Source organism: Parabacteroides sp. FAFU027 (assembly GCF_022808675.1).
Lineage (GTDB): Bacteria > Bacteroidota > Bacteroidia > Bacteroidales > UBA7332 > CAXXIC01.
The window spans coordinates 144,125-168,551 of sequence record NZ_JAKZKV010000005.1 but is presented as its reverse complement, the minus strand read 5'-3'; the positions used below and the strand labels follow the sequence as shown (position 1 = coordinate 168,551).

18 protein-coding genes are annotated in these 24,427 nt (G+C 42.8%); 6 read left to right on the top strand and 12 right to left on the bottom strand.

Going from position 1 to position 24,427, the window contains the following annotated elements:
- Positions 1 to 376 precede the first annotated feature (376 nt).
- The 4 genes from MLE17_RS09470 to MLE17_RS09455 all read right to left on the bottom strand — a co-directional run bounded on the left by MLE17_RS09470 (position 377) and on the right by MLE17_RS09455 (position 5,422).
- The gene (locus MLE17_RS09470) at positions 377 to 1,093 is read right to left on the bottom strand and encodes a hypothetical protein (RefSeq protein ID WP_243348550.1); all 717 of its coding nucleotides are present in this window, start codon (positions 1,091 to 1,093) and stop codon (positions 377 to 379) included.
- Positions 1,094 to 1,242: 149 nt separating this feature from the next.
- The gene (locus tag MLE17_RS09465; RefSeq protein WP_243348549.1) at positions 1,243 to 2,835 is read right to left on the bottom strand and encodes an MFS transporter; all 1,593 of its coding nucleotides are present in this window, start codon (positions 2,833 to 2,835) and stop codon (positions 1,243 to 1,245) included.
- Positions 2,832 to 3,893, bottom strand: a complete 1,062-nt coding sequence (locus MLE17_RS09460; protein ID WP_243348548.1) for an HlyD family secretion protein — start codon at positions 3,891 to 3,893, stop codon at positions 2,832 to 2,834. The genes MLE17_RS09465 and MLE17_RS09460 overlap by 4 nt, the downstream gene beginning before the upstream one ends.
- A gap of 203 nt (positions 3,894 to 4,096) precedes the next feature.
- Positions 4,097 to 5,422 carry a TolC family protein gene (locus tag MLE17_RS09455; RefSeq protein WP_243348547.1) on the bottom strand — a complete coding sequence of 442 codons (1,326 nt, stop codon included), beginning with the start codon at positions 5,420 to 5,422 and terminating at the stop codon, positions 4,097 to 4,099.
- Between the two features lie 359 nt (positions 5,423 to 5,781).
- Here MLE17_RS09455 and MLE17_RS09450 point away from each other — a divergent pair, with 359 nt between their 5' ends.
- Positions 5,782 to 6,579, top strand: coding sequence for a helix-turn-helix domain-containing protein (locus MLE17_RS09450; protein ID WP_243348546.1), 798 nt, complete (start codon positions 5,782 to 5,784; stop codon positions 6,577 to 6,579).
- 565 nt (positions 6,580 to 7,144) lie between these two features.
- On the opposite strand, the gene MLE17_RS09445 is transcribed toward MLE17_RS09450, so the two are convergent.
- Positions 7,145 to 7,888, bottom strand: a complete 744-nt coding sequence (locus MLE17_RS09445; RefSeq protein WP_243348545.1) for a hypothetical protein — start codon at positions 7,886 to 7,888, stop codon at positions 7,145 to 7,147.
- A 396-nt stretch (positions 7,889 to 8,284) separates the two neighbouring features.
- On the bottom strand, positions 8,285 to 10,486 hold the full coding sequence (locus MLE17_RS09440; RefSeq protein ID WP_243348544.1) for a T9SS sorting signal type C domain-containing protein: 2,202 nt from the start codon (positions 10,484 to 10,486) through the stop codon (positions 8,285 to 8,287).
- Positions 10,487 to 10,767: 281 nt separating this feature from the next.
- Here MLE17_RS09440 and MLE17_RS09435 point away from each other — a divergent pair, with 281 nt between their 5' ends.
- Positions 10,768 to 11,502 (top strand): lysophospholipid acyltransferase family protein, encoded by a 735-nt coding sequence (locus tag MLE17_RS09435; protein WP_243348543.1) that lies wholly within the window; start codon positions 10,768 to 10,770, stop codon positions 11,500 to 11,502.
- A gap of 277 nt (positions 11,503 to 11,779) precedes the next feature.
- Here the strand turns inward: MLE17_RS09435 and MLE17_RS09430 are convergent, their stop codons facing one another.
- Positions 11,780 to 12,292 (bottom strand): hypothetical protein, encoded by a 513-nt coding sequence (locus tag MLE17_RS09430; protein ID WP_243348542.1) that lies wholly within the window; start codon positions 12,290 to 12,292, stop codon positions 11,780 to 11,782.
- Positions 12,293 to 12,478: 186 nt separating this feature from the next.
- On the opposite strand from MLE17_RS09430, the gene MLE17_RS09425 reads away from it, so the two are divergent.
- Both MLE17_RS09425 and MLE17_RS09420 read left to right on the top strand, forming a co-directional pair.
- Positions 12,479 to 15,067, top strand: coding sequence for an alpha-L-arabinofuranosidase C-terminal domain-containing protein (locus tag MLE17_RS09425; protein WP_243348541.1), 2,589 nt, complete (start codon positions 12,479 to 12,481; stop codon positions 15,065 to 15,067).
- A 181-nt stretch (positions 15,068 to 15,248) separates the two neighbouring features.
- Positions 15,249 to 17,201: a glycoside hydrolase family 97 protein gene (locus MLE17_RS09420; protein WP_243348540.1), complete on the top strand. Its 1,953-nt coding sequence runs from the start codon at positions 15,249 to 15,251 to the stop codon at positions 17,199 to 17,201.
- A 325-nt stretch (positions 17,202 to 17,526) separates the two neighbouring features.
- On the opposite strand, the gene MLE17_RS09415 is transcribed toward MLE17_RS09420, so the two are convergent.
- The 5 genes from MLE17_RS09415 to fabD all read right to left on the bottom strand — a co-directional run bounded on the left by MLE17_RS09415 (position 17,527) and on the right by fabD (position 23,144).
- On the bottom strand, positions 17,527 to 18,471 hold the full coding sequence (locus MLE17_RS09415) for a ribose-phosphate pyrophosphokinase (RefSeq protein WP_243348539.1): 945 nt from the start codon (positions 18,469 to 18,471) through the stop codon (positions 17,527 to 17,529).
- Positions 18,472 to 18,571: 100 nt separating this feature from the next.
- Positions 18,572 to 20,266: an alpha-amylase family glycosyl hydrolase gene (locus tag MLE17_RS09410; protein ID WP_243348538.1), complete on the bottom strand. Its 1,695-nt coding sequence runs from the start codon at positions 20,264 to 20,266 to the stop codon at positions 18,572 to 18,574.
- Between the two features lie 16 nt (positions 20,267 to 20,282).
- Complete coding sequence (locus MLE17_RS09405) at positions 20,283 to 21,329, bottom strand: oxidoreductase (RefSeq protein ID WP_243348537.1); 1,047 nt, start codon at positions 21,327 to 21,329, stop codon at positions 20,283 to 20,285.
- A 13-nt stretch (positions 21,330 to 21,342) separates the two neighbouring features.
- Positions 21,343 to 22,113, bottom strand: coding sequence for a patatin-like phospholipase family protein (locus MLE17_RS09400; protein ID WP_243348536.1), 771 nt, complete (start codon positions 22,111 to 22,113; stop codon positions 21,343 to 21,345).
- 155 nt (positions 22,114 to 22,268) lie between these two features.
- A complete protein-coding gene (gene fabD, locus MLE17_RS09395) occupies positions 22,269 to 23,144 on the bottom strand; it encodes an ACP S-malonyltransferase (RefSeq protein WP_243348535.1) in 876 nt (291 codons plus the stop codon).
- A 251-nt stretch (positions 23,145 to 23,395) separates the two neighbouring features.
- On the opposite strand from fabD, the gene MLE17_RS09390 reads away from it, so the two are divergent.
- Positions 23,396 to 23,599: a twin-arginine translocase TatA/TatE family subunit gene (locus tag MLE17_RS09390; RefSeq protein ID WP_243348534.1), complete on the top strand. Its 204-nt coding sequence runs from the start codon at positions 23,396 to 23,398 to the stop codon at positions 23,597 to 23,599.
- Entirely contained in the window at positions 23,596 to 24,402 is an 807-nt protein-coding gene (tatC, locus tag MLE17_RS09385) for a twin-arginine translocase subunit TatC (protein ID WP_243348533.1), read from the top strand. Before MLE17_RS09390 ends, tatC begins: the two co-directional genes overlap by 4 nt.
- Positions 24,403 to 24,427 lie beyond the last annotated feature (25 nt).

The following is a 24,427-nucleotide window of genomic DNA, read 5'->3' as shown; positions in this document are numbered from 1 at the left end:
CTTTAAGTTGATAATAAATCAGAGCTTTAAATGGGTCCTCTTCTTTTCGTCTTTACTCATATTTTATGCTGGATTATGCAACAATGCGCATATCCTTAAGTATTGTTCAAACTCTTGAAGAAGCTCTAATAGTGTGGTTCCTTGCGCACTACATCGATGTCTCGTGTTTAGTCTGAGCTGTTTTACACTATTAGAGGCCATTTCTTCTATAACAATGAAGTTTCTTCTAAGTATTAGCTGTATGTTTATATGTCGTAAAGATATGAGTCTCTGCTGCGCTAAGACTCTAAACTAAAAGTAACCTTATATACCTCTTGTGATAAGAGGGAAATCACATAAAATATTCATCAATATTTTACCGCAGAATTTTAGGAAACTATTTAACTTCAAATGAAATATCGTGTATGAATCCATAACAATTACCGTTTCTATCATTCTGAATCTGAATTTTAACGGTAGTGTTGTGCGTTCCCTTTTTTTCTGCTTTAATTTTCAGGATAGCTTTGTTTTTTACGATAGGTATTTCATTCTTTTCGTGGAATGCCTTTATCTGACATAATGAATCATTAACTGCCAAAAATATCTTTGCATTATATAGCCCACCGGCTCTAACGACTTTGCTTTCAGGAACTATTACTGGTGTTAATGAGTTGATTAGAAAGCTTTCTTTGGAAGAAGAATTGGAGAGCTCATTTAAAACCTTACTGTGCAATTCAAGCATAAGGATGTCGAGTGTATTGTTGTCAAAAGAACTCAAATCTTCATCTAAAAAGAACTGAATTCTTTTCTTTATCATATTATCATTTCCAACTATTGATAATATGTTTCGCAATTGATCTTTAATCAGTTTTTCGTCACGATTGTTTTTAAGAGCAGCCTGTATCGATACAAAACAATCTTTTATTGAATGCATACAATGAAATTCTTTCTCAAATCGAGCAGGATTAAGATGATGTGAAAAGTCAATATCCATTTCTTCATATTGAATTTCATCGTAGTAAACCGACTTGATTTTTTCAGTTTTCTTGTTACTTGTTTTGTTACAGGAAACAAATAATATAGCTAAAAGGAGAATTGAAATCTTTGTATTCATGGAGATTGCTTTGAGGTTGTATGTATTTGTATTGTGCAAATTTAGAATGTTTATCGCATAATATGGTTTATCACTTTAAAAAAGCGACTTCGGAAGAAACTCCCGAAATCGCTGCAACGGATATAATTGAAAGGAAACGAAAATTTCTCTTACCCCACAATAAACGGACTTCTCAACTTCAACTTCCGGTATAGAATTCTTGACGGCTTCATCAATAGAATCAGTACAAAAGTAGCCAGAGCTAAGTAGGAAAGGTAAGTGAATATCTCCATATTGCTGAGCAGGATCGATTGTTTACGAACCATACCATCCAGTTTGCTATTGGTCAGTATCGTTGCAACCTGAAAGTTGTATGTTGCGAGGAACTTACGCATATAGCCGCCCACCACCTGTTGTACATTAGAGCTGTAGGGGACAATGTTTTGCTGAAGGTTGCTATAATGCACCTTATTGAGGAAGAACGACGCATTCCGCATCACCGCAAAGCCGATATTGGTGGTCCAGAAACGGACAGTCGTTCCCATCAGGGAGCCGTTTCCCACCAGTTTGGCCGGAAGTCCTGTGATGAGGTACATCACCAGCGGAGTGAAGAGCCATCCCTGTGCAAATCCCTGCACGAAGAGTGGTGCACCGACCGTAAGCAGGTCCACATCAGGACTAAAGACAAACGTAAACCAGGCGCAATCAACTGCGAAGATCAGAAAGCCGATGCTGAAGATAATCTTCGACCGCACTTCCTTCGTGAGCAGGTATCCAGATGAAATAATGCCAAGCAATGTCCCCGCGACATTGATGTATTGCACATGGAGCACATATTCCCACGGCCATTGCCATACGCCCGACATGGTGCTGTAGAGATTGTTGACGCCGGAGCGAAGGATATAGAAGATGAAAAAGAGCAGAACACCGACCACTACATTCCGGTAGCGGATGACCGTGAAATGAAAGATGGGGCGTTTCTCCATCAGTTGTTTCAGGATGAAGAGTCCGCTGAAGATCAGGAACAGGGCAAAGGTGATGATGATCTGAGGAGAATCGAACCAATACAATTTGTGTCCGTAGAGCAGGGCAAACGATCCGCAATGCAGGGCGATCAGCAGAAAGAGGCAACTGGCGAAGTCAATCTGGTAAAGCGGTAGCTTGGGTAACAGTCTGTTTTTGTTGAAGAGCATCGTCACGATAAAGAGCACCACCAGATGGAACGCCAGGAAGAGGTAAATCATCTCCTTCCAGCCGTAATCGACAATGGCCGATTTCACCAGTGAAGTGGTAATCGTTCCTCCCGTGAGCATGATGGCATACAGGAAAAGGTAGGCAATCATGCGGGCATGGCGCGTCTTGAGTTGTCCGATAATCAACGGCAGGAAGCAGGCACCTTCCAGTACACCGAATATCCCTTCTGCAATTCGCAGAATCCGTATCGTGTTGAAGTCATTGACAAAGGCGAGCAACAACAGGATAAAGATGGAAATGGAGCACATGATTAGGATGTAACTGCGCACCCTGAAAAAGGCAAACAGGCGGCTGAATATCATTAGCGTCACAACCACCGAACCGTACATTAGCGACAGCAGGTACTGCACATCTTCCGGCTCAATACCGAGAAACGAGGCTGAAAAGGTACTGTTGGAGTGAAACAGCGACATCAGCATCAGGTGCGGGAACATGGCAATGACCAATAGCGGCAGTTTCACCCACTCAGGCACCCAACGACGGTATATGGTGTCTTTATGTGGACTCATAAAGTGTTTTCCTTTCCACCGGCACCTTTGCGGGCGTTGACAACGACGTTCATGCCGGCACGGAGCATCGAGATATCCTGTCCGTTGACGAAACGGATGCGCATGGGGATGCGTTGCTCAATCTTCACAAAGTTTCCGGTAGAGTTGTCTTGCGGCAGGAGGGAGAATTTTGCTCCACTGGCCGGGGAGAAGGACTCGATGACCCCGCGAAACTCTACATCGGGGTAGGCATCGGCAGTGACAAGCACTTCGCTGCCCGGGTGCAGGTCGGCAATCTGCGTTTCGCGGAAGTTAGCCGTCACCCACTTCTCTTTACTGACAATGTTGAGCAGGGTTTCTCCCTCTTTGACCAGCTGGCCGGTCTGAATGGTTTTGCGGCCCACCCATCCGTCGTAAGGAGCGGTGATAACAGTATAAGTGATATATAGGGACGCATTTCGGAGAGAAGCCTGCTTCTGCTCGATGTTTGATTCGATGGGCTTAATCTTGGTTGATTCCTCCTGGGTAGAAAGGTCTGCCGACTTTTGCTCGTCCTGAATGGCTTTGTACTCGGCAACAGCTACCTCGTAGGTTGCCTTTGCCGCTTCGAATTGCTGGTTGGTTGCCGCATCTTCATTGAGCAGATTTTTGAAGCGTTTGTAGTTGGCCTCACTTTGCCAAACTTTGGCTTTAGCTGCTTCGAGACGCGCCTTTTGCACGTTGATGCGGTTCCGGGCGTTGCTGACTGATTTCTCACTTACCGCAATCTGGTTCTGCATGACGTGTAAGTCGGATTCCGCCATCTGAAGTTTGTTGGCGTACTCACGACTATCGAGTACGATCAGCGTATCGCCTTTGTGTACGTATTGGTTTTCCTCGAAACGTATCTCCTGAATGTATCCCGATACGCGACTGGCAACCGGGGTCACATATTGATCCACCTGCGCATTGTTAGTGGTGGTATATTTCGAAGCAAAGAGGTAATATTTCACGGCAATGCCAATACCAGCCAGAATCAGTATCCAGGCAAACACAACTAAAGCGGTATTGAATCTTGATGGAGTGGATTTTTTATTCATAGATATGTTGTTTTGAAAATCGTTTAATTTGAAAAACAGAAGATTAAGTTGAGTAAGAATAGTTTTGAGTTGTCATCCCGTGCTTGACACGGGATCTCAAAATTGCAGTTGGCTGATTTTTCTTACTTTTATCTGATTGGGAGATCCCGCATCAAGTGCGGGATGACAGTAGTCGCTTTTCTGCAATCTTTTAAAAGCAGTTCTTACAGTTTTCCCAAGATATACTGCAACTGGAAGTACTTCAACTGCTTGTCAATCCTGTTTGTAATCAGGTTTGACTCGGCTTCCAGATAAGCATTGTCGGCATCAATCAGTTCCGTAATCAGGCTCAGGTTTTCGCTGTATTTCTGTCGCACCGTGCGGTAGTTCTCCTTTGCCTGCTCGATAGCCTCCTGCGAAATGCGGATGCGCTCGTCAGCCTCAATCAATTTTTGCCGGGCCGTAAAGAGGGCGTGATTCACTTTCTCTCCGGTTTGCTCAATTTCCAGGGCTTTTTGGTCTGTTGCTAATTTTGTCGCCCGGCTTTTCGATCGGTTTTTATACAACTCGCTGATGGAATATTTCATGCTCAGGCCAATCATCCCGATTCGGTAGAAGTAGGGCTGCGGTGGGTAGAATTTATAGTTCGGATTCATCAATCCGTAGTTTCCAATCAGGGCAAGCTGCGGGAGAAGGGCACTTCGGACCATCTGTTGGTCTGTCTTTTGCAGCTCATAGCCGGTTTTGGCCATCAGTAGTTCGTCGTTTTGTGTCAATGCTGCATTGGACTCAGGTACTTCTGCATCTTTGTAGTATTCGTTGATACTTTTCGGGTCAATATGCAGAATAGTCTGACCATCGAGGGAGAGGAGCGTCAACAGTTGATGCTCGCCGATAATGATGTCGTTTTGTACTCTGGTCAGCATCAGTCTGTGATTGGAGAGTTGCAACTTTGTTCGCAGCACTTCGTTGCGGGTACTGGCGCCGTTGCAGCGCATCGCTTCCACCTGCCGGATGATGAGGCTATCTTCTTTCATTTTATCCGTAACCAGCTTTTCTTGCTGCATCAGATGGCAAACGTGCAAAAATGCGGTGGCAATGTCCAGCTTCAGTATGCGTTGGGTACGTTGCGTTTTAAGCTCAGACAGTTGAGTGCCAATCTTTGATTTTCGGGATTCGGCATTGAGCCTGCCACCACTGTATAAGGGGAGCGACGCATCCACGTTAAACTCGTACACATTCTTGGTAGGAACATAAGTAGTAGGAGATTCAAAGAGACCATCTTCGTATTGGTATAGGTTGGTCAGTCTTTTATAACTGGCGCCGAAACTGATTTCCGGCAATTTGTGATTGAAAATCTCTTTCTCCCTTTCTTTGGAGATTTCGGTTTCTGTTATGCTGTTTTGCAGCTCTTTGTTGTTCCGGATTCCCGTTTCGATGGCCTGTCTGAGTGTCATTTTATCAAAATGGGAGGGGGAATCCTGCGCTTTTACAATCCATACACAACAAAATGAAAATGCGAAAAGTAATTTGGGTCGAATGATATTCATGCGTAAAAAATATATACAATGAAAACGGGTAAGGTAAAAGTCAGAAAGTGATGTCAGAGAGCAAATTCCAGAGAGATACATTTGATTAGCATCGTTGAGATATAATCCGAAAATATCCACTTGCCACGGATTCATACCCGCAATAACTTTAAATATGCCCTTTACAGTTGCAGGGCTATATATGCTTTAAAACCTACCGAATTGAAAACCTGATTAAACGGCTTATTGTAATGCCTGATTGATGATGCAAAATTACAGCCCGTATGACCATGACGTATTTATATAATCAGCCATATATTTGCTCATTTTCGCCAAATAGGTAGTTTTTGACTACTTTTGAGGTCTGAATATCTTATCCGATGAAGCAGTTTAGTCCATTAATCAACGACCCGAACGTTTTTGCCTTTGTAGATAATGTCTATGTGAAGGAGTTTGGCTATGAAATGCACAGCCATGACAAGGGGCAATTTATCTATGCGGAAGGAGGAATTGTCCATATCTATGGAGAAGACAAACATTGGTATCTGCCTGCCCGCAACTACATGTGGATACCAGCCGGAATGCCGCATAGCATTGTACATCAAAGCGTTTCAATGAGCATTTTCAACTTTTACTTCACCATAGGGGAGGGGGACGATGACTTTTACCGGCATCCTAATATCTATATGGTCAATGATATGCTCCGGTCAATGGTACATTACACGCGGGAGTGGAACGGTCCGGTAACGGAGGAGCATTCAACGCGACTGGCTTTCTTAAAGGCTATCAAGGCGATATTGCCAGAGATGGACCTTACCATCACGACCTATCCGGTAAGCTATCCTTACCCGAAGGACGAGGGGTTGAAGAAGATTGCCGAATTTCTTAGCGAACATGTGGAAACATCTTTTGCATTTGACGATATCGCACGCCGGTTTGGCTACAGCAGTCGCACGCTTTCCCGACTTTTTAAGGAGGATATCGGTTTTAGTTACGTGCGTTTTGTCCGGGCTATCCGGATGACCCGGGCTTTGGAATTGATGGCGGAAAATAAACTTTCGGTTTCGGAAATTGCCATGGCGGTAGGCTATACCAGTCTTTCTGCTTTTAGCAATATCTTCGAGCGGATAGTGGGAGTGAGGCCATCTGAGTTTATGGCGAGGGCATCGGGCGGCTGATACAGGAAAAATATCAGTCACGAAGAATAAACTATAAGCATAAATGCTGTGGCTATCTTAGACTAAAGGCCAACTATTGTCCAAGATAAAGTCACTATCGGCGTTTTTCAACTAACTATCTTTTTCTAAAGGACGACTATCTTATGCGGTAAAGTAACTATCTTCTGCGAAGAACCAACTATCGACCAAAGAGAAGTAACTATCATCTATGTTTTAACATCTATAGGCACAGATAGGACAACTATCACATAAGAAACAATATCTATGAGCCGTGATGGAGTATCTATCTTACAAAGTAAGACAACTATCTTCTGCGAATTAACGTCTATATGCGCAGGTGAAGTAACTATCGACCACGGTGAGGTAACTATCTCTTCGAATTAACAACTATAAGTATAAACGGGATAACTATCTTTTCCATTAAATTCACCGATTGATCACGATAACTATGCGGAAAATAAAAAAAAGGCTTCTCACCGGAATGAGAAGCCCCAAAGGGTCATTTCTGTAGAAGGGTTTTCTAATATGCTCTTAGATTCAGAGCCTGAGAAGGGTTAAGGAAGGATTAAGCATTATCCGTAGGGGAAGAATTGGCGTCTGAAGAGTTATTTCCGCTGGTTCTGCTGACTTTATCGGCAATCTTACTAAATGTAAACTGCTCTTTTTTAGTAGAATCATCTGCGTAATGCTTTGATGCAATTTTACAGATGGAAATAACTTCGTCATAAAGAGCATTGAAAATGTTTGCCGTCTCCTGGGTAATCTCTTTGCTGACCGTTTTCTGGTTTTCCTGATGGGAACTGGCGGCAAACGAAACATCGGCATAACCGATAATACGTTCAATGAGGGCAACGTTCATCCCCTTGGCGGTGATTTTCGTGCGAAGGGTATCGGACATGTTTTGTTTGAAACTAAGGAGCAACTCAACCACCGACTCCTGGCTTCCTCTTTGTACCTGAGACAGGTTTTTGTCAAATCCCAATGTCTTGAACACTTCGCTAATCACGGCAGGTTCTTTTTTGAAGTCTTCCTCGACCTGCACTTTGAAGAACGCCAGGTCTTTTTTTGCCGGTTTAACGATGCTTTTCAGCTCTTCACTGGCTGCGCGTTGGTCTTTCTTCGCATCCACTCCCACCTGAGTAGCTACGATTGCTTCGATTCGGGCCAGTAAATCATCAGCATAATCGGGAGTCCACGTTGAGCGTAAAGTTCCCAAAATTCCGATGTTTGCCTTAAAGCTAACCGCAACACTTTGACATGCTGTCAGCATGACAATGTCCTTGTAACTGTAATTTCTTAAGTTCGACATGTTGTGAAATTTTTAATGGTTTAAAACTACTTGAAATAATTCACTGAGAATTTCCGAAGCTGGATTTAAAACGATATATCCTTTAAATATCGCTTCTGGATTTACAAATATAGAAAAATAATTAACATGTAGTTTGGTTGAAAATATTTTTATTCTCAAAAGATAGCTGATATTTGATGTCGGGTAGTTAATAGAAGAGAGGGTGATGGAAGTTGAAAAACGGAAGATTTGACAGGTTCAAGCAGTTTAATTATTGTTATTCCGGCTTATTTATCTAAGCCGCTTGATGAAATATATATTACAGTGCGCTGCGACTAATGAGGTGTCTTTAGTTTTATCAACAAAAAAGGATGCCACACGGACATCCTTTTTTGTTATCATCGCCAGTTATAGAGATTAAAATATGACCTTAGCCGTCTGAATGCCAGATGTGGTTTTTATTCTGATAATCAGCACTTCATTATTTGCCGGAATAGTTTGTCTGAATTCCTGATTCTGAATATTGCTTTTTGCAAATATCAATTGTCCCGTCACGTTATAGACCGTAACTGATTCAATCATTTCGGAGGAGTTGACGATTAATTCGTTGCCGGAGCAATAAATAGCAGCGGTTTTGAATGACGTGCTTTGAACGGCAGACGTAGATGTGTTATATCGAACCATCTGAATGTCCGGTTGCGATACGTTTGCTATGCCGTCACCAATGTAAAATCCAAGGTGAGGCGGTTGGTTGTAAGCGCTATTCTGCCACGCAACGCCTAAGCGGTAAACAGGGTCGTGCATTGGCGTAAAAAGACGATATGAAGTAGGAGTAGTGGTCGTGTAAATATTAATTGAACTGGAATCGGTTTTGTTCCACAAGATCACCTCTTCACGCCAGTCTCCGAACAGATCGGCACTCAGGTTGGGAGTCGCTTTTGTGCTGTTACAACTGCTTACCCCTGAAGCTGAAAGTAACGTAGTCGTTCTGCTTGTAGAAGGAACCCACTTGGTAATCGAAGTTCCATCAAGTAACTCATCCTGCAGGTCACCATCCCAGTAAATTCTGAAATTCACAGACGGTCTGCTGGAAGAGAGCATTACTCCTTTACAGGAAAATACACCGATTGAAGTGCCGGCAGCATTTTGATTGGTACTCCACATCTCAAATCCGCGTGAATTCGGGTCAATATCCGCAGCTGTTCCCCGTCCGTTATCAGCTGCAACAGCGCCGCTCCAGATGATTTCTCCGGTACGGGCGTCATGCATCTCAAAACCTTTGGAAAAAGCAGCAGATTCTTCATGCACCTCCCACACTTCCAGACCGGCACGATCGGGATCAAGATCGGATACATGCATAGCGTCACCATGCCCCAGACCGGTACGATACAAGAGTGTACCATCATCATTGATAGCACAGGAGCCATAGATAATCTCGTCTTTTCCATCACTATCCACATCGGCCACGCTGAGATTGTGATTTCCTTGTCCGTATGCTCCCACGCCTGAAGTAGTTCCCGAGTCGTAAAACCAGCGTTGAACCAATTTTTTATCTTTAATGTCATAAGCAGCCAGAGTAGCGCGTGTGTAATAACCGCGGCACATGACTACACTCGGATGTACACCATCAAGATAGGCAGTACAGGCCAAAAAACGGTCAGAACGATTGTAATAGCTATCGCCCCAGGATGAAGTGGAACCACGTTGCGGATTATAAGCCACGGAGTTCAGTTCAGCACCGGTTTTTCCATCAAACAAAGTCAGATATTCCGGACAATTCTGGATGGTTCCCAGCATTTTCGAACCACTTAGCTGGGTGGTATCCATGTTGCGGTAGTCAGCTGTAGGGCTGTCGCTACCCATAATGACATATTTGCCTTTACCGTCAATCGTTCCCGGCGCTGTGCGGCAAACTACTTCGGCCAATCCGTCGCCATCATAGTCAAAGACCTGAAACTGGGTGTAATGAGCTCCGGCGCGGATGTTTTTTCCCAAATCGATACGCCAAAGCTGGGTTCCGTTGAGCTTATAAGCATCAATGTAAACATTACCGGTGATGCCGTAGTATGAGTTGTCTTGAGAATTGGTCGGATCCCATTTTACGATGATCTCATATTCACCATCACCGTCCACATCACCCACGCTGCAATCGTTGGGCATGTATCCATACGGCTGGCCTTTCGGAAAACTTCCGGAGGCTGTTTTCCCGGTACTTCCGTATTTATTGGGAGGAGTAACGCCTGAAGCGGGGCGGTTAAGTTTAATGCTTTTATATTGTTGCGTCCACGGGGTAACCGTCGTGACACCGACAGTGTCTTCCACTCCATTCAGCACGGGAACGACACGATAGCTGCTTGTCGTGGTTCCACTGGCGTCTGTATAGTTTGTCGAGGTGGTAACAGGCGAAGAGGTAATCAGCGTATTATTCCGGTAAATGTTGAATCCGACGTTGGGATTATCCGTCCCCAGGTATCGCCAGCTCAGGTAAACGCCACTGGTGACTTTAATCGCAACCAATCCACGATTGAGGTATTCCATCTGCCGGGTAAGGGCATTTGCCGAAATGGCAGATAAAAGTAAAATAGTAATAATCAGAAAATGAGATCGATTTGTTTTCATGTGTATTAGTGGTTAAAAATGGTATGGCTGATTGTCCGGAATTTAATTTCTGCCAGACTTTTAATGGTTGTCAAAGTTATTGGGGAATCAATCAACGAAGGTGGAATATTTGATTGATTAGATGTAAATATTGATATTTATAGTGTCCTGAAGTATTCTGATGTGATTCGGGGATTCAAGTAATAATTGAAGGTGGAGGAAACAGCCGTTTTATACTAAAAGCCATTAGGAGTGATGGTTTCTGGAAATTAAATTCTATTTTTGCCGCAAATTTTCATGCAATGCAAAAGTTATTATCGTATCCGTTATCCATTATTACCTATTTCTTCTTTTTGCTTTTCATCTGTATTTTCCATCCAATACAATGGGTTTGTTTCAATCTTTTTGGCTATCAGGCGCATAAAAAGAGTGTCGATTACCTGGGTTTTTTCCTGCTTAAAATCCTTTACTTTACTGGTTCATCTGCTAAAGTAGAAGGTCTGGAACTGATTCCTGAAGGAAAGCCGTTGATCATTGTAGCCAATCACCAGAGTGTTTACGACATTGTCGGGTTTGTGTGGCTATTTCGTAAATGTCACACCAAATTCGTAAGCAAAATAGAGTTGGGAAAAGGAATTCCCAGCATTTCCTATAACCTGAACCACGGCGGTTCGGTGCTGATTGACCGCAAAGACCCGAAACAGGCGCTTCCCGTTTTGAAGAAAATGGGTGAATACATCGAAAAGAATAATCGCGGAACAGTGATTTTTCCTGAAGGTACACGCAGTAAGACAGGAAAACCGAAAGCCTTTGCCCCGAATGGCGTGAAGATTCTCTGCAAATATGCACCCAGCGCTTATGTTGTACCGGTGACCATCAATAATTCCTGGAAACTGTTCCGTTACGGCGGATTCCCTTTTGGATTGGGCTGCCAGTTGAAATTCATCGTGCATCCTCCGATGAAGGTGAGCGAATGGGATTTCAACGAGATGTTTGAAAAAACAGAACAGGCAGTTGTCTCTAAAATAGAATATTAAGAGCCTGTTTAAATTTTACCGAATATTCTTATACGGAGAAAAGACTCCTTTCTTTGCTCCTTTTTTAGCCTCTTTCGGGTATATTTTTCACTTTTCCCCCTTGATTTAGCCCGCTAAATCTACGGGATAAAAGCAAAAAATCTACCTCGAAATAGCTCTAAAAAAGTCGAGCAATAAAATTTAAACAGGCTCTAAGTTTGTCGTATAAAAAAAGAGGAAGCGGTTTCATCTCATTTGGATGAAACCGCTTCCTCTTTTTAGCCCGTAAATTCTCTTTTTACTTTTGTTCCTGATTGTATTTTCTGACTTGCACCAACTTTAGCTTTCCATCAGGCATCATGTGGGCGTCGCAGACTTTAAACTCAAACGTCTTTTCCCCGCTTTTAATGGTTGCTTTGATTCTCCAGATTTCTACCCCGATGCTGGTAAACTGTTTTACTTTGTCAATGCTGGCCAATTGTGCATTTGCCCAGTTTATTCCCTGCTTTTCTGCGGCCTGTTTAAGATCGGAGTAGCATTGATTGACATTCATGTCCATGCTCTGCCAGGCTACGACCAGGTCTTCTTTGCCAAGTGTACGCTCTTCCTCTTTTTTTATCTTCTGCCCGTCAAGTCCCATTTGGATAAATTCGGGTTCGGTCAGGAACAGGGCATGGAATGCAGTAGTGTCGTTCTTTTGATACGCCTGGATAACGGACTTAACCAGGGTTTCGGAAACCGCTCTTTCTTCTTTTGATATACAAGATGAAAGAACGAGTAAAGCAAACAGTGAATAAATTAGTCGTTTCATAGTGTGTGTATTTGCCCGCAAAATTATTAAAAAAGAAAACATCAGAATTCTTTATCCGGTATTGTTTTCTTGAATTTCCAGCTATCTGTGAATATTTATCGACTAAAAAAGACTGATTTGTGAACTTCTGAAATAGTATTAAGTAGTACTTTTGGGTTCGAATAATTTTATCCAAAACACACATAAATGAGAAAACTATTATCATTACTCTGGCTGGTGGCCCTGATATCCGGCCAGGCGTTATCCGCAAAGTCGGTCAATGAACCGGATTCAGCCTATATCTTTGCTTATTCTACCCAAAAGAGCAACGGACACAGTGGCTTGCTTTATGCATGGAGTTCCAACCGCAAAAACTGGAATAGCATTGGTCCGGAATTTCGTTTTCTTTTCTCCGACTATGGACGTTGGGGTGCTGAGAAAAGAATGGTTTCACCATACCTGTTTCAGGGGCCGGACAATCTCTGGCATTGCGTCTGGAGCCTGAACGAGAAAGACGGGGTCTTTGCCCATGCTGTTTCTAAGGATTTGATTTACTGGAAACCACAGACCTATCCCGAAGTAATGAAAGGCGGAAACTGCCTGCAACCAGAGGTTTCCTATGATAGAGCACATGCTCTTTATGTGATCACCTGGTTGAGTGAAAAATCACAGGGGACTGAGGCTTATACTGTGACAACAAAAGATTTCAAAACCTATACTTCTACAAAGTCTGTTCCCGTTGCAGCCCGTCTGAACAGCCGTGAAAAGATTTTTGTAAATGGGAATGAAGAGACCGGAGTCGTACGCAAAGTAGCCTGGTCAACTGTGGAATCTTTACTCAATAAGCAAAAACTGGAAGCTTACCGCGGCAAGTTATTCAGCGAATCGCCTAAAGACGATGCTACCCGCTTCGCAAATCTGAAGCCGCTAGAGGCTACCGTTTCGGTAAATTCTGCTGATGCTAAGAAAATCAGCGACAAACTGGTTGGCGTTTTCTTTGAAGACATCAATTATGCTGCTGATGGAGGACTTTACGCCGAACTGATTCAGAACCGTGGATTTGAATATAATCCCGGAGATAAAGAAGGACGGGACAAAAGCTGGAACAGTACCAAAGCCTGGAGCCTGAACGGAACCAAAGCTGAGTTTCTTATTGATACGATCTCTCCACTTCATGTCAATAATAAGCACTTTGCTCTGCTGAAAATAACCGAACCGGGTGCCGGACTGGTGAACGAAGGCTTTGACGGTATTGCCTTGAATGAGGGGGACAAGTATGATTTTTCCATTTTTGTGCGCAACAGTGACGGTCGGGCTAAAAAGTTATTGATCAGATTGGTGAATGCCAAAGGTGAACTGTTCGGTGAGACAACCATTGCAACAAACTCGACCACCTGGAAAAAGTACAACGCTGTTATTGTTGCTAAAAAAGGGATTGCTGATGCCCGTCTGGAGATCGTTCCACAATCTGCCGGAACCGTTGCACTGGATATGATTTCCCTTTTTCCGCAAAAGACTTTCAATGGCCGTAAGAATGGATTGCGTGCCGATTTAGCTCAGTTGATTACTGATATCCATCCCCGTTTTGTGAGATTCCCGGGCGGATGTGTTTCGCATGGTGATGGTCTTGGCAACATTTACCGATGGAAAAATACCATTGGGCCACTGGAAGCCCGCAAACCGATGCGTAACCTTTGGGGATACCACCAGTCTATGGGATTGGGATACTACGAATACTTCCAGTTCTGCGAAGACATGGGTGCGGCTCCGCTTCCGGTCATTGCCGCCGGTGTTCCCTGCCAAAACTCGGCTACCGGTGGCGCCGGTCAGCAAGGTGGTGTGCCGATGTGTGAGATGGATCAATACGTGCAGGATATCCTTGACCTGATCGAGTGGGCCAATGGCGATGCAAAGACCAAATGGGGGAAACTCCGTGCCGAAGCAGGCCACCCGAAACCATTCAACCTGAAATACATCGGTATTGGTAACGAAGACCTGATTAACGATATATTCGAGGAACGCTTTTCCATGATCTACAAAGCGATTAAGGCGAAGTATCCCGAGATCACGGTAATCGGAACGGTTGGCCCTAATTCCGAAGGTACAGATTACACTGAAGGATGGGAAATTGCCTCCAGACTTGGTGTGCCTATGGTGGACGAACACTACTATCAGTCGGTGGGATGGTTCATCAATAACCAGGATTTTTATGACAAATATGATCGTTCAAAACCTAAGGTATATCTCGGAGAGTACGCATCCTGGGGGAGTACTTTGGCGAATGCTCTTTCGGAAGCCCTTTATATGACCACATTGGAACGAAACGGCGATGTGGTGAGCATGTCGTCTTATGCTCCGCTTCTGGCAAAAGAGGGGCATACGCAGTGGAATCCGGATATGATCTATTTCAATAACACGGAAGCTAAACCGACTGTCAACTATTATGTGCAGAAGCTCTATGGCCAGAACTCAGGCGATCAATTCATAAATGGAAAAATAAAGCTTTCTGACAGTAAAGAAGAACTTGCTAAACGTGTTTCTATGTCTGCTGTACGTGATAGTAAAACCGGTGACCTGATTGTAAAACTGGTGAATATACTTCCGGTAGAAATAAACACGAAAGTTAGTCTCGAAGGTGTTGGTACTGTTCTTTCCTCTGCCGTGAAATCAGTACTAACCGGTAATATCAATGAGAAGAACCAGAAACCTGAAATAAGCACGATAACAGTGGGCAAAGAATTTAATTGTACGATGCCGGCTTATTCATTTACAGTAATCCGGATGAAAACAAAATAAAATAACCAAATGCTTTGCGAGAACGGTTTTAGTGGATTTCCGCTAAAACCGTTCTCTAATTAGGAATTGGACAAAATATCACCTGTTTTTGTTTTTTATCCTCCTGGAAATGAATTCAATTGTCTAATTTTGGCACACAAAAGAAGGTTTTAATCACTAATCTAATAATTAAAAACACACAATGAGAAAACTATTTCTGGGTCTCTTTATGTTGCTCTTTGCAGGATCTTTGCTTGCACAGGAGTTTGTTGTTTCGGGACCAGACAAGCAGCTGAAAGTAAAAGTATTTGTAAAAGCAGGTGTTCCGACCTACGCCGTAACCTACAAGGAGAAACCGATTCTGGAAGATTCCCCGTTGGGGTTGGTCACAAACGTTGGCGACTTTAGCAAGGATATGACCTTGACCGATCACAAAGAGTCTGTCATTGATGAAACTTACGAACAGACCCGTATCAAAACCGGTAAGGTGCATTACCAGGCCAATGAGCTGGTTTGTACATTCACTAATGCCCAAAAGAAGAAAGTTGACGTTACTTTTCGTGTAAGCAACAACGATATCGCTTACCGTTATTCCTTGCCACAGTTCGGTGAAACTGCCCGTTGCATCATTGAGAAAGAGGCTTCCGGATTTAACTTTCCACAGCAAACTACCACATTTATCTGTCCTCAGGCTTCTCCGATGATTGGTTGGATGAAGACAAAACCGAGCTACGAAGAAGAGTATAAAGCCGATGAAGCGATGGGTACTCCGTCACAATATGGCCGCGGATATACTTTCCCCTGTTTGTTCCACGTCGGGGATAACGGATGGGCACTGGTTTCGGAGACCGGAGTGACCAGCGGATATTGTGCATCGCATCTGAGTGATGGTACGAAGGAGGGTTTGTACACTGTTGCATTTCCCGATGCGGGTGAAAACAATGGCGTAGGTGCTGCAAATGCTGCATTTGCTTTGCCGGGCTCAACACCATGGCGTACGATTACCGTGGGTAGCAATCTGAAGCCTATCGTGGAAACCACCGTTCCTTTTGATGTGGTGAAACCGCTTTACCAGCCTTCACAGGAGTACAAATTCGGTCGCTCTACCTGGAGCTGGATTATGTGGCAGGATAATAGCGTTAACTACGATGACCAGGTGAAATACATCGACCTGGCCGCAACGATGGGCTACGAATATTGCCTGATTGACGGTATGTGGGACAAGCAAATCGGTTACGATAAAATCCCTGATCTGGTGAAATATGCCAAAAGCAAAGGTGTGGATATCTTCATCTGGTACAACTCAAACGGTTCCTGGAATGATGCACCACAAGGTCCGAAACAGCGGATGAATACCTCCGTTGCCCGTAAGCAGGAGATGAAGTGGTTGAAGGAGATTGGTGTAAAAGGATTGAAGGTTGACTTCTTTGGTGGAGACAAACAGGAAACCATGAAACTCTATGAGGATATTTTGTCAGATGCAAACGAATATGGTTTAATGATTATTTTCCACGGTTGTACATTACCGCGCGGATGGGAGCGTATGTATCCCAACTATGTGGGTAGCGAAGCTGTACTTGCATCTGAAAATCTGATATTTAACCAGCATTTTGATGATATGGCAGCTTTTAATGCCTGCTTACATCCTTTCATCCGCAACTCTGTCGGTTGTATGGAATTTGGCCCTGTGGTACTCAACAAGAGACTGAACCGCAACAATAATGGTGGTCAGATCCGTAAAACAACGGATATCTTTGAGATTGCAACAGCTGTTTTGTACCAGAATCCGATTCAGAACTTTGCCATTGCGCCAAACAACCTGACCGATGCGCCTGCATTGGCCATTGACTTTATGAAGAAGGTTCCGACTACCTGGGACGAAACGTGTTTCATCGACGGATATCCGGGCAAATACGTTGTTATCGCTCGTCGTCACGGAGCAAAATGGTACGTAGTCGGAGTGAATGCCGGCAAGGAAGCATTGAAACTGAAAGTAGATTTGTCTTTGCTGGCAGGTCTGAAGGTTACCCGTTATTTCGATGATAATAATGCTTCAGCACACATGCAAAGCGAAAGCATCGCGAAATCAGGTAAGACCGAATTGGTTATTCAACCGAATGGCGGGGTGATTATTATTAGTGCGAATCAGAATTGAAAATAAGGACGATGAAAGTGATATTTTACCGGGCAAAAGAATTAAGAGTTCGATATTAGATTAAACTTTCATCGTTCTTTTATTCTTAGTTCTTTCATTCAGTTAGTTGGAAAATGTTTCTATTGGCTGAATGAGCTTTGAAACAATACTTGAATATACTTTGTTGAAGCTTTAATTGAGTTAATTAATTTGTTTGCAAAAAGCAAGAACAGCTTTTGACCAATTACTGATTGAATGTTTGATTCGAAGGAGGCTTTTTAGCTACAAAAAACGGGAAACAAATTTTGTTTCCCGTTTTTTGTAGCTAATATGTTGTTTCAGATTATTACTTAATCAAAAACTGCGAACTGATGGATTCATTCGTGTAAACACGTTTGATAGTTTCACCAATCAAGTCTGCCACTGAAAGAATATTTGCTTTAGGACAACATTTCTTGAATGGAATGCTGTCGGTAAAGATAATTTCAGTCAAAGCAGAGTCCGTTACCCGTTGGCTGGCAGGATCGGACATCACAGCATGGCTGGTTATTGCTCTTACAGAGATAGCTCCGTTTTCTTTCATGATATTTGCCGCTTTGGTGATAGTGCCGGCTGTATCCACCATATCATCCACAACAATTACATTTTTGCCCGAAACATCACCGATGATGGTCATTTGTTCCACTTCGTTTGCTTTCGAACGGGTTTTATGACATAAAACCAAAGGAACACCGAAGTATTTAGAGTATGAGTTTACACGTTTTGAACCACCAACGTCAGGCGACGCAAACACTAAGTTATCAAGATTTAATGATTGGATGTAGGGGATGAAAACGGATGATGCATAAAGGTGATCCACCGGAACATCGAAGAATCCCTGAATCTGATCTGCATGAAGATCCATCGTGATCAGACGGTCAATACCCGCAACGCTCAACAAGTCGGCAATGAGTTTCGCCCCGATTGATACACGTGGCTTATCTTTGCGGTCCTGGCGTGCCCATCCAAAGTAAGGAATAACTGCAACGATTGATTTGGCAGAGGCTCTCTTAGCTGCATCGATCATCAGCAACAGTTCCATCAGGTTGTCTGAATTAGGATAAGTTGATTGGATGAGGAAAACATGTGAGCCACGGATTGATTCTTCGAAAGAAACAGAAAATTCACCGTCTGCAAAATGAGTGATGTTCATTTTTCCAAGTTCACAACCAATGCTTTCACATATTTTTTCAGCTAAATAATGGGAAGTAGTTCCCGAGAAGATCTTGAATAGTGGTGGTGTTTGTGCCATCTCGTTTGAGTAGATATGGGTTTGTTAAATAGTGAGTACAAAAGTATGAATATTTGTCCGCTTTCGGGCAATATTTGGTCTAAAATTGATGTGTAAACTATTATTCTATCAGAAAACACTTCATCATAACCCCTGAAAAGGCCTTTACCGATATCCTAAATGGTACCGAAGAGCTCAATTCCCGTGTAATTGTGTCACCTGTACAAAGGTCGGTGAAATTCAAAGTAGCACCTTCCCTAATGTTAAGGAACTCGAATGCATGCATCGGAATATTGATGGCAATATCCACATCTTTCTGGTCAAAATTTGTCACAATAAGCAACATCTCTTTTTCGTATTTGCGGATGTAGGCGTATTGCTTTTCAGGATTGAAGGTGATATTGTGATAGTTTACATACATCAGGTCATAAAATTCGCCTTTACGAATAGAGGCTTCTTCATTACAAATGACCAAAATGCGGTTGTAAATCTTGCGCAATTCTTGTTGTTCTTTTGATAATGCCGATATATTGCATTTTCCATCATTATACCAACTGCTAACAGTTGTCGGATTCCAGTAATCGAAAATACTAGTTCGTCCATCCCGTCCGCTGAAACCTTCGCAGTCCATCCCTTTTTCTCCCAATTCCTGACCGAAATAGACCATAAACGGTCCCTTATTGATTGTCGAAGAGACAATGAGCGCAGGAACAGCCTTTAATGGATCTCCCAGAAAATACTCAGAAGCAACACGTTGTTCGTCGTGATTTTCCAGAAAGTTGAGCATTTTGTTGTCAATGCCGCCCAATGATTGCCAACATCCGGTAATGGCTGATGCGGGTTTGTATCCTTTGGAGATTTCTTTTAGTGTATCATAAAGACCTACTTTGTCGTAGAGATAATCAAATTTTCCATGACGGATAAAATTATGATATTCAGTTGGATTATAAACTTCGGCAATGAAAATTATCTGATGGAAATGCTCTTTTATCTGTGGAATAACCCATTCCCAGAATGCCACCGGAACCATTTCTGCCATGTCGCAACGGAAGCCATCGACACCTTTAGCGGCCCAAAACATAAGAATATCGCGCATCTTAACCCAGGTATCGGGGGTGGGATGGAAATGGTGATGTCCGAAATCCTGATAATCCACCCCATAGTTTAGTTTTACCGTTTCGTACCAGTCATGAACCGACGGATAGGCATGGAAACAGTCATTTCCGGTTGCTTTTGCCGGTTTTTCCTTATATTTTTCCTTGGGGAACTGCATCGGAAATTGCAGTTTAAGCTCTTCATTATGTATATAATAAAAGTCGTTCTGTGGATCAAAGTTGACCATTGTATCGTCGTTTGCTCCCAAATCGACTACGCCTTTAGGTTTTGCGTCTGATTTATACTGACGGGCAACATGATTCGGAACGAAATCAATGATGACTTTCAGCTCTGCCTTATGAGTCCGTTTAATCAGATTCTCTAGCTCTTTCATGCGGTTGGGTACATCATTGGATAAATCCGGATCTACATCGTAGTAGTCCTTAATGGCATAGGGTGAACCTGCATTTCCTTTTACAATGTTGGGATTATCTTTGGCAATGCCATAAGCTGAATAATCAGTCCGGGTAGCATGTTCTATCACGCCGGTGTACCAGATGTGGGTGCATCCTAACGACCTGATTTCATCCAAGGCTTTAGTTGTGAACGCTGAGAATTTTCCACAACCGTTTTCTACTATAGTTCCGTTGAATTTATTTGTTGTATTTGGGTTTCCAAATAAACGGTTGAAAACCTGATATATAATTACTTTATCTTTCATGTCGCATAAATTATTTCTATTCTAAGAAAATGACTTTGTTTAGCTCCTGACTCTGGAACGCCGCTTCCAGGACACGGATTAACTTTAGATTTTCTATTGCCGGTACAGCCGGATTTCCATTTCTCAGCAGGCAATCAGCGATATTGTCGTAGTAGGTTGTGTAATTGCCGGGGATGGTTTTCTCTTTACGGCGAACAACTTTTCCGTTTATCTCGGTATGTAAGATACCCCAATTGGCTTCAGGTTCTTCTCCCCAATGGGTAGAGCCCGGTATTGAGCCACTTTTTAATGCTTCTTCCTGTGGATCAAGACCGTATTTGACAAAAGAACCCAATGTGCCATGTATAGTATAGCGTGGGGTTTCTTCACGCATCAGGTATCCGGCTGACAGACTTACCTGAATATCCGGATAAATGAGCATGATATGATAATAATCATCCACTTCGGCATTATCTCGCAAAGTGGCAATTCTGGCAAAAACACCTTTGGGCAATCCAAACAGGCAAATAGCCTGATCAATCATGTGTGAGCCCAGATTATAGGTGGTTCCTACATAACGGTTTTTGGCCTCTTTCCATGTATTCGGTGGAATAAAGTTGCGAAAGCGTTGAAAGCTCGAACGGAATTCAACTACACGACCTAAAAGGCCCTGCTCAATAATGCTTTTCACCGTCAGGAAATCTCCGTCCCAACGGCGATTCTGAAAAATAGTAAGCAGCAGACTCTTTTCGTAAGCAAGAGCAATGAGTTCCAGACCTTCCGCTACAGTAAAAACAAATGGTTTTTCAACTACGACATGTTTTCCAGCATTAAGGGCTTGCCTGACAAAGTCATAGTGCGTAGTGTCTGGCGTATTAACAATAACTAGTTCAATTTCTTTATCATTCAGCAGCTCTTCGAATGATTTGTAGATTCGTGTATTGGGATAAAGTCCAGCTGCTTCATTTTTGGAGCGTTCGCAAATAGCTGTAAGTTCAAATTCGGGATGTGCTGCCAAAAGAGGAGCATGGAATACTTTTCCTGACATTCCGAAAGAGGCAATTCCAACTTTTATTTTTTTCATTGTAAGGGTTTTCCTATTGTTGACGTTTCAGAAGCTCGGATAGCGTGGAATGGTAACCAAGCTGAACCAGCTCATTGAGGTATTCCAGGTTAAATATGTTATTAAACTTTCCTTCAGCTGTTTCGATATAAAGGTCACACAATTCTTTATCCGGAATCGTATTTGCTTTAAGCATCATTAAAAAAGAGCGCTCAAGGATTCCGAAAAAGCTGTTTTTGTAGTCCTCTGTCAAATAGGCCGTAACATTTATTCCAAATAAATTCTTACACTCTTCCCGGATAGGTCTGACCGGAAGGTTGCAAAGGACGCCTCCGTCCACATAATTGATATTGTGTATTTTAACCGGTTGGAAAATGATAGGAATGCTACTTGATGCGCAAATAACATCTATCAGTGGGCCGCTTCTGAAAAAAACGCTTTCGGCATGATCGAAGTCTGTTGCACAGACTACCAGAGGGATCTCAAGTTCTTCAAAAGTGCGGGCTTTCAGATACTTTTCCAAGAAGTTTTTTAGTCCTTTAAAAGTCATAAAGCCTCCGCGGGCAAGAGTGAATTCGGCTAGTGAAGTAAATGATTTATCAGAAAATATATCTACGATTTCGTCCGGTGTGTAGCCATCACAATAGAGAGCTCCAATAATAGAGCCGGCACTTGTCCCGGATATAATTTCAGGGAAATGACCATTCTCATTTAGCGCTTTTAAAGCACCTATGTGTGCAAAGCCTTTTGCTCCTCCGCCACTCAATGCCACTCCCAATGTATAATTATGTTTGGAAAAAATCATTGACATTCAACTTAAAGTTTTCGTTTCTGATATATACGAGTCGGCAAGATAAGAAAAAATTCCTCTCCGGATAATTTAACGGGGAGAAATATGCAAAAGACGCTTAGCTTTTCCAAAAGGAATAACTAAGCGTCTTTGATATTGAGATTCAAAAATTAAGCTCCCTGAGTCGCTACGTTTTTGTCCACTTTTTTTATCAATCCCTGAAGAACAGCCCCCGGACCTACTTCTGTAAAGTCGTTTGCACCGTCAGCAATCATATTGATAACAGATTGAGTCCAACGTACCGGAGCTGTCAACTGTGCAATCAGATTTTCTTTGATAACTGCAGGTTCTGTTTCCGGTTTTGCATTTACGTTTTGGTAAACCGGACAGATTGGTTTGTGGAATTCAGTCGCGTTGATAGCTTCAGCAAGTTCTGCGCGTGCAGGCTCCATTACCGGAGAGTGGAAAGCACCACCTACTTTCAGTTTCAGTGCACGTTTAGCTCCGGCTGCAAGCAGTTGCTCACAAGCAGTGTCAATGCCGCTTTCAGTACCTGAAATTACGATTTGCCCCGGACAGTTATAGTTTGCAGGCACAACTACATCGTCGATTCCGGCACAGATTTCTTCTACTTTTTCGTCTGAAAGGTTCAATACCGCAGCCATAGTTGAAGGAGTCGCTTCGCAAGCTTTTTGCATGGCCATAGCACGTGCGTAAACCAGTTTCAGTCCGTCTTCGAAAGACAATGCTCCGGCAGCAACCAGTGCGGAAAATTCACCTAAAGAGTGTCCGGCAACCATTTCGGGAGCGAATTTTTCACCCATAGTTTTTGCCAAAATCACAGAGTGCAGAAAGATGGCAGGCTGAGTTACTTTAGTTTGACGAAGATCTTCATCAGTACCAGCAAACATCAGGTCAGTGATGCGGAACCCTAAAATTTCGTTCGCTTTTTCGAACATCTCTTTAGCCAGGGCAGAGTTTTCGTACAAATCTTTGCCCATTCCTACAAACTGGGCGCCTTGTCCCGGGAATACAAATGCTTTCATTTTAGTTGTATGATTTTTAAACGAATATATTCGGAAGGACTCTCTTGCTTTTCGATTGTTTGTGGCTGTCGAAACAGACGTTCTTCCGGTTTGTTTCAGTTCTTGTTTTCAAAATTACGGCCGCAAAATTAGCAAAATAATCGCTAACCCGTTCAAACATTGCCTATTTTGGTTTATATTTGCGTGAAATCGCAATCAGCGATTGATATAAAAGATAATCATTTTTCTTTCATCCTATAAATATTTTGACCATGAACCATTTACTTCTTTTCAATCTGGGTACGCCAGAAGTTGTCGTGATAGCAGTGTTAGTTCTCCTCTTATTTGGTGGTAAAAAAATTCCCGAACTGATGAAAGGGTTGGGAAAAGGCGTAAAAAGTTTTAAAGAGGGAATGAATGAGGTGGAGAAAGAGATTAAAGGGGAAAACGATAAAGAGAAAAAAGATCAGGAATGAAAGCTGTTTCTGCTGAAGAAATGACATTCTGGGATCACCTTGATGATCTGAGAAAGCGGGTATTTTATTCTTTGATTTTCGTAGGTATTGCGTCTATTCTTTTATTTATCTATATTCCTGATTTGTTTGACCGGATTATATTGGCGCCTTGTCATTCTGATTTCATTTTCTACCGTTGGTTGGCTACTCTGAGTCATGTTGTTCCGATGATGCCGGATTTTTTTCTCGCGCGGTTTGATGTAAATCTGATTAATGTAAATCTGGCCACTCAGTTTATGACTCACATGTCGCTCTCCTTTTGGCTGGCGGTAGTGTTGAGTTTTCCTTTTATTATATATCAGATTTGGCTCTTTGTCCGTCCGGGATTGTACGTGCATGAACGCAAGAATATCGGCTGGGCATTTCTCTTTGGAAACTTCATGTTTTTTCTCGGTGTCGTCGTAAGTTATTTCTTGGTTTTTCCATTGACCTTACGGTTTTTGGCAACCTACGAGTTGAGCCGGGAAGTGAAAAATTTTATTTCCCTGGATTCCTATATTGACAATTTTACAATGATGTGTTTTGTCATGGGGATTGTTTTTGAATTACCGTTGCTGGCTATGTTATTATCGAAGTTGGGGATTCTTAACCGTGCATTCTTTCACAAATTTCGGAAGCACGCTTTGGTCGTGATTATGATTTTAGCTGCTGTAATTACACCTACAGGAGATCCATTTACACTTATGGTCGTATTTCTACCCATTTATCTTTTATGGGAGCTGAGTGCCCTGCTGGTAAAGCCTGCACCGAAAGATATGTCATAATTTATTGGTAATTTTGTTCCCGGAA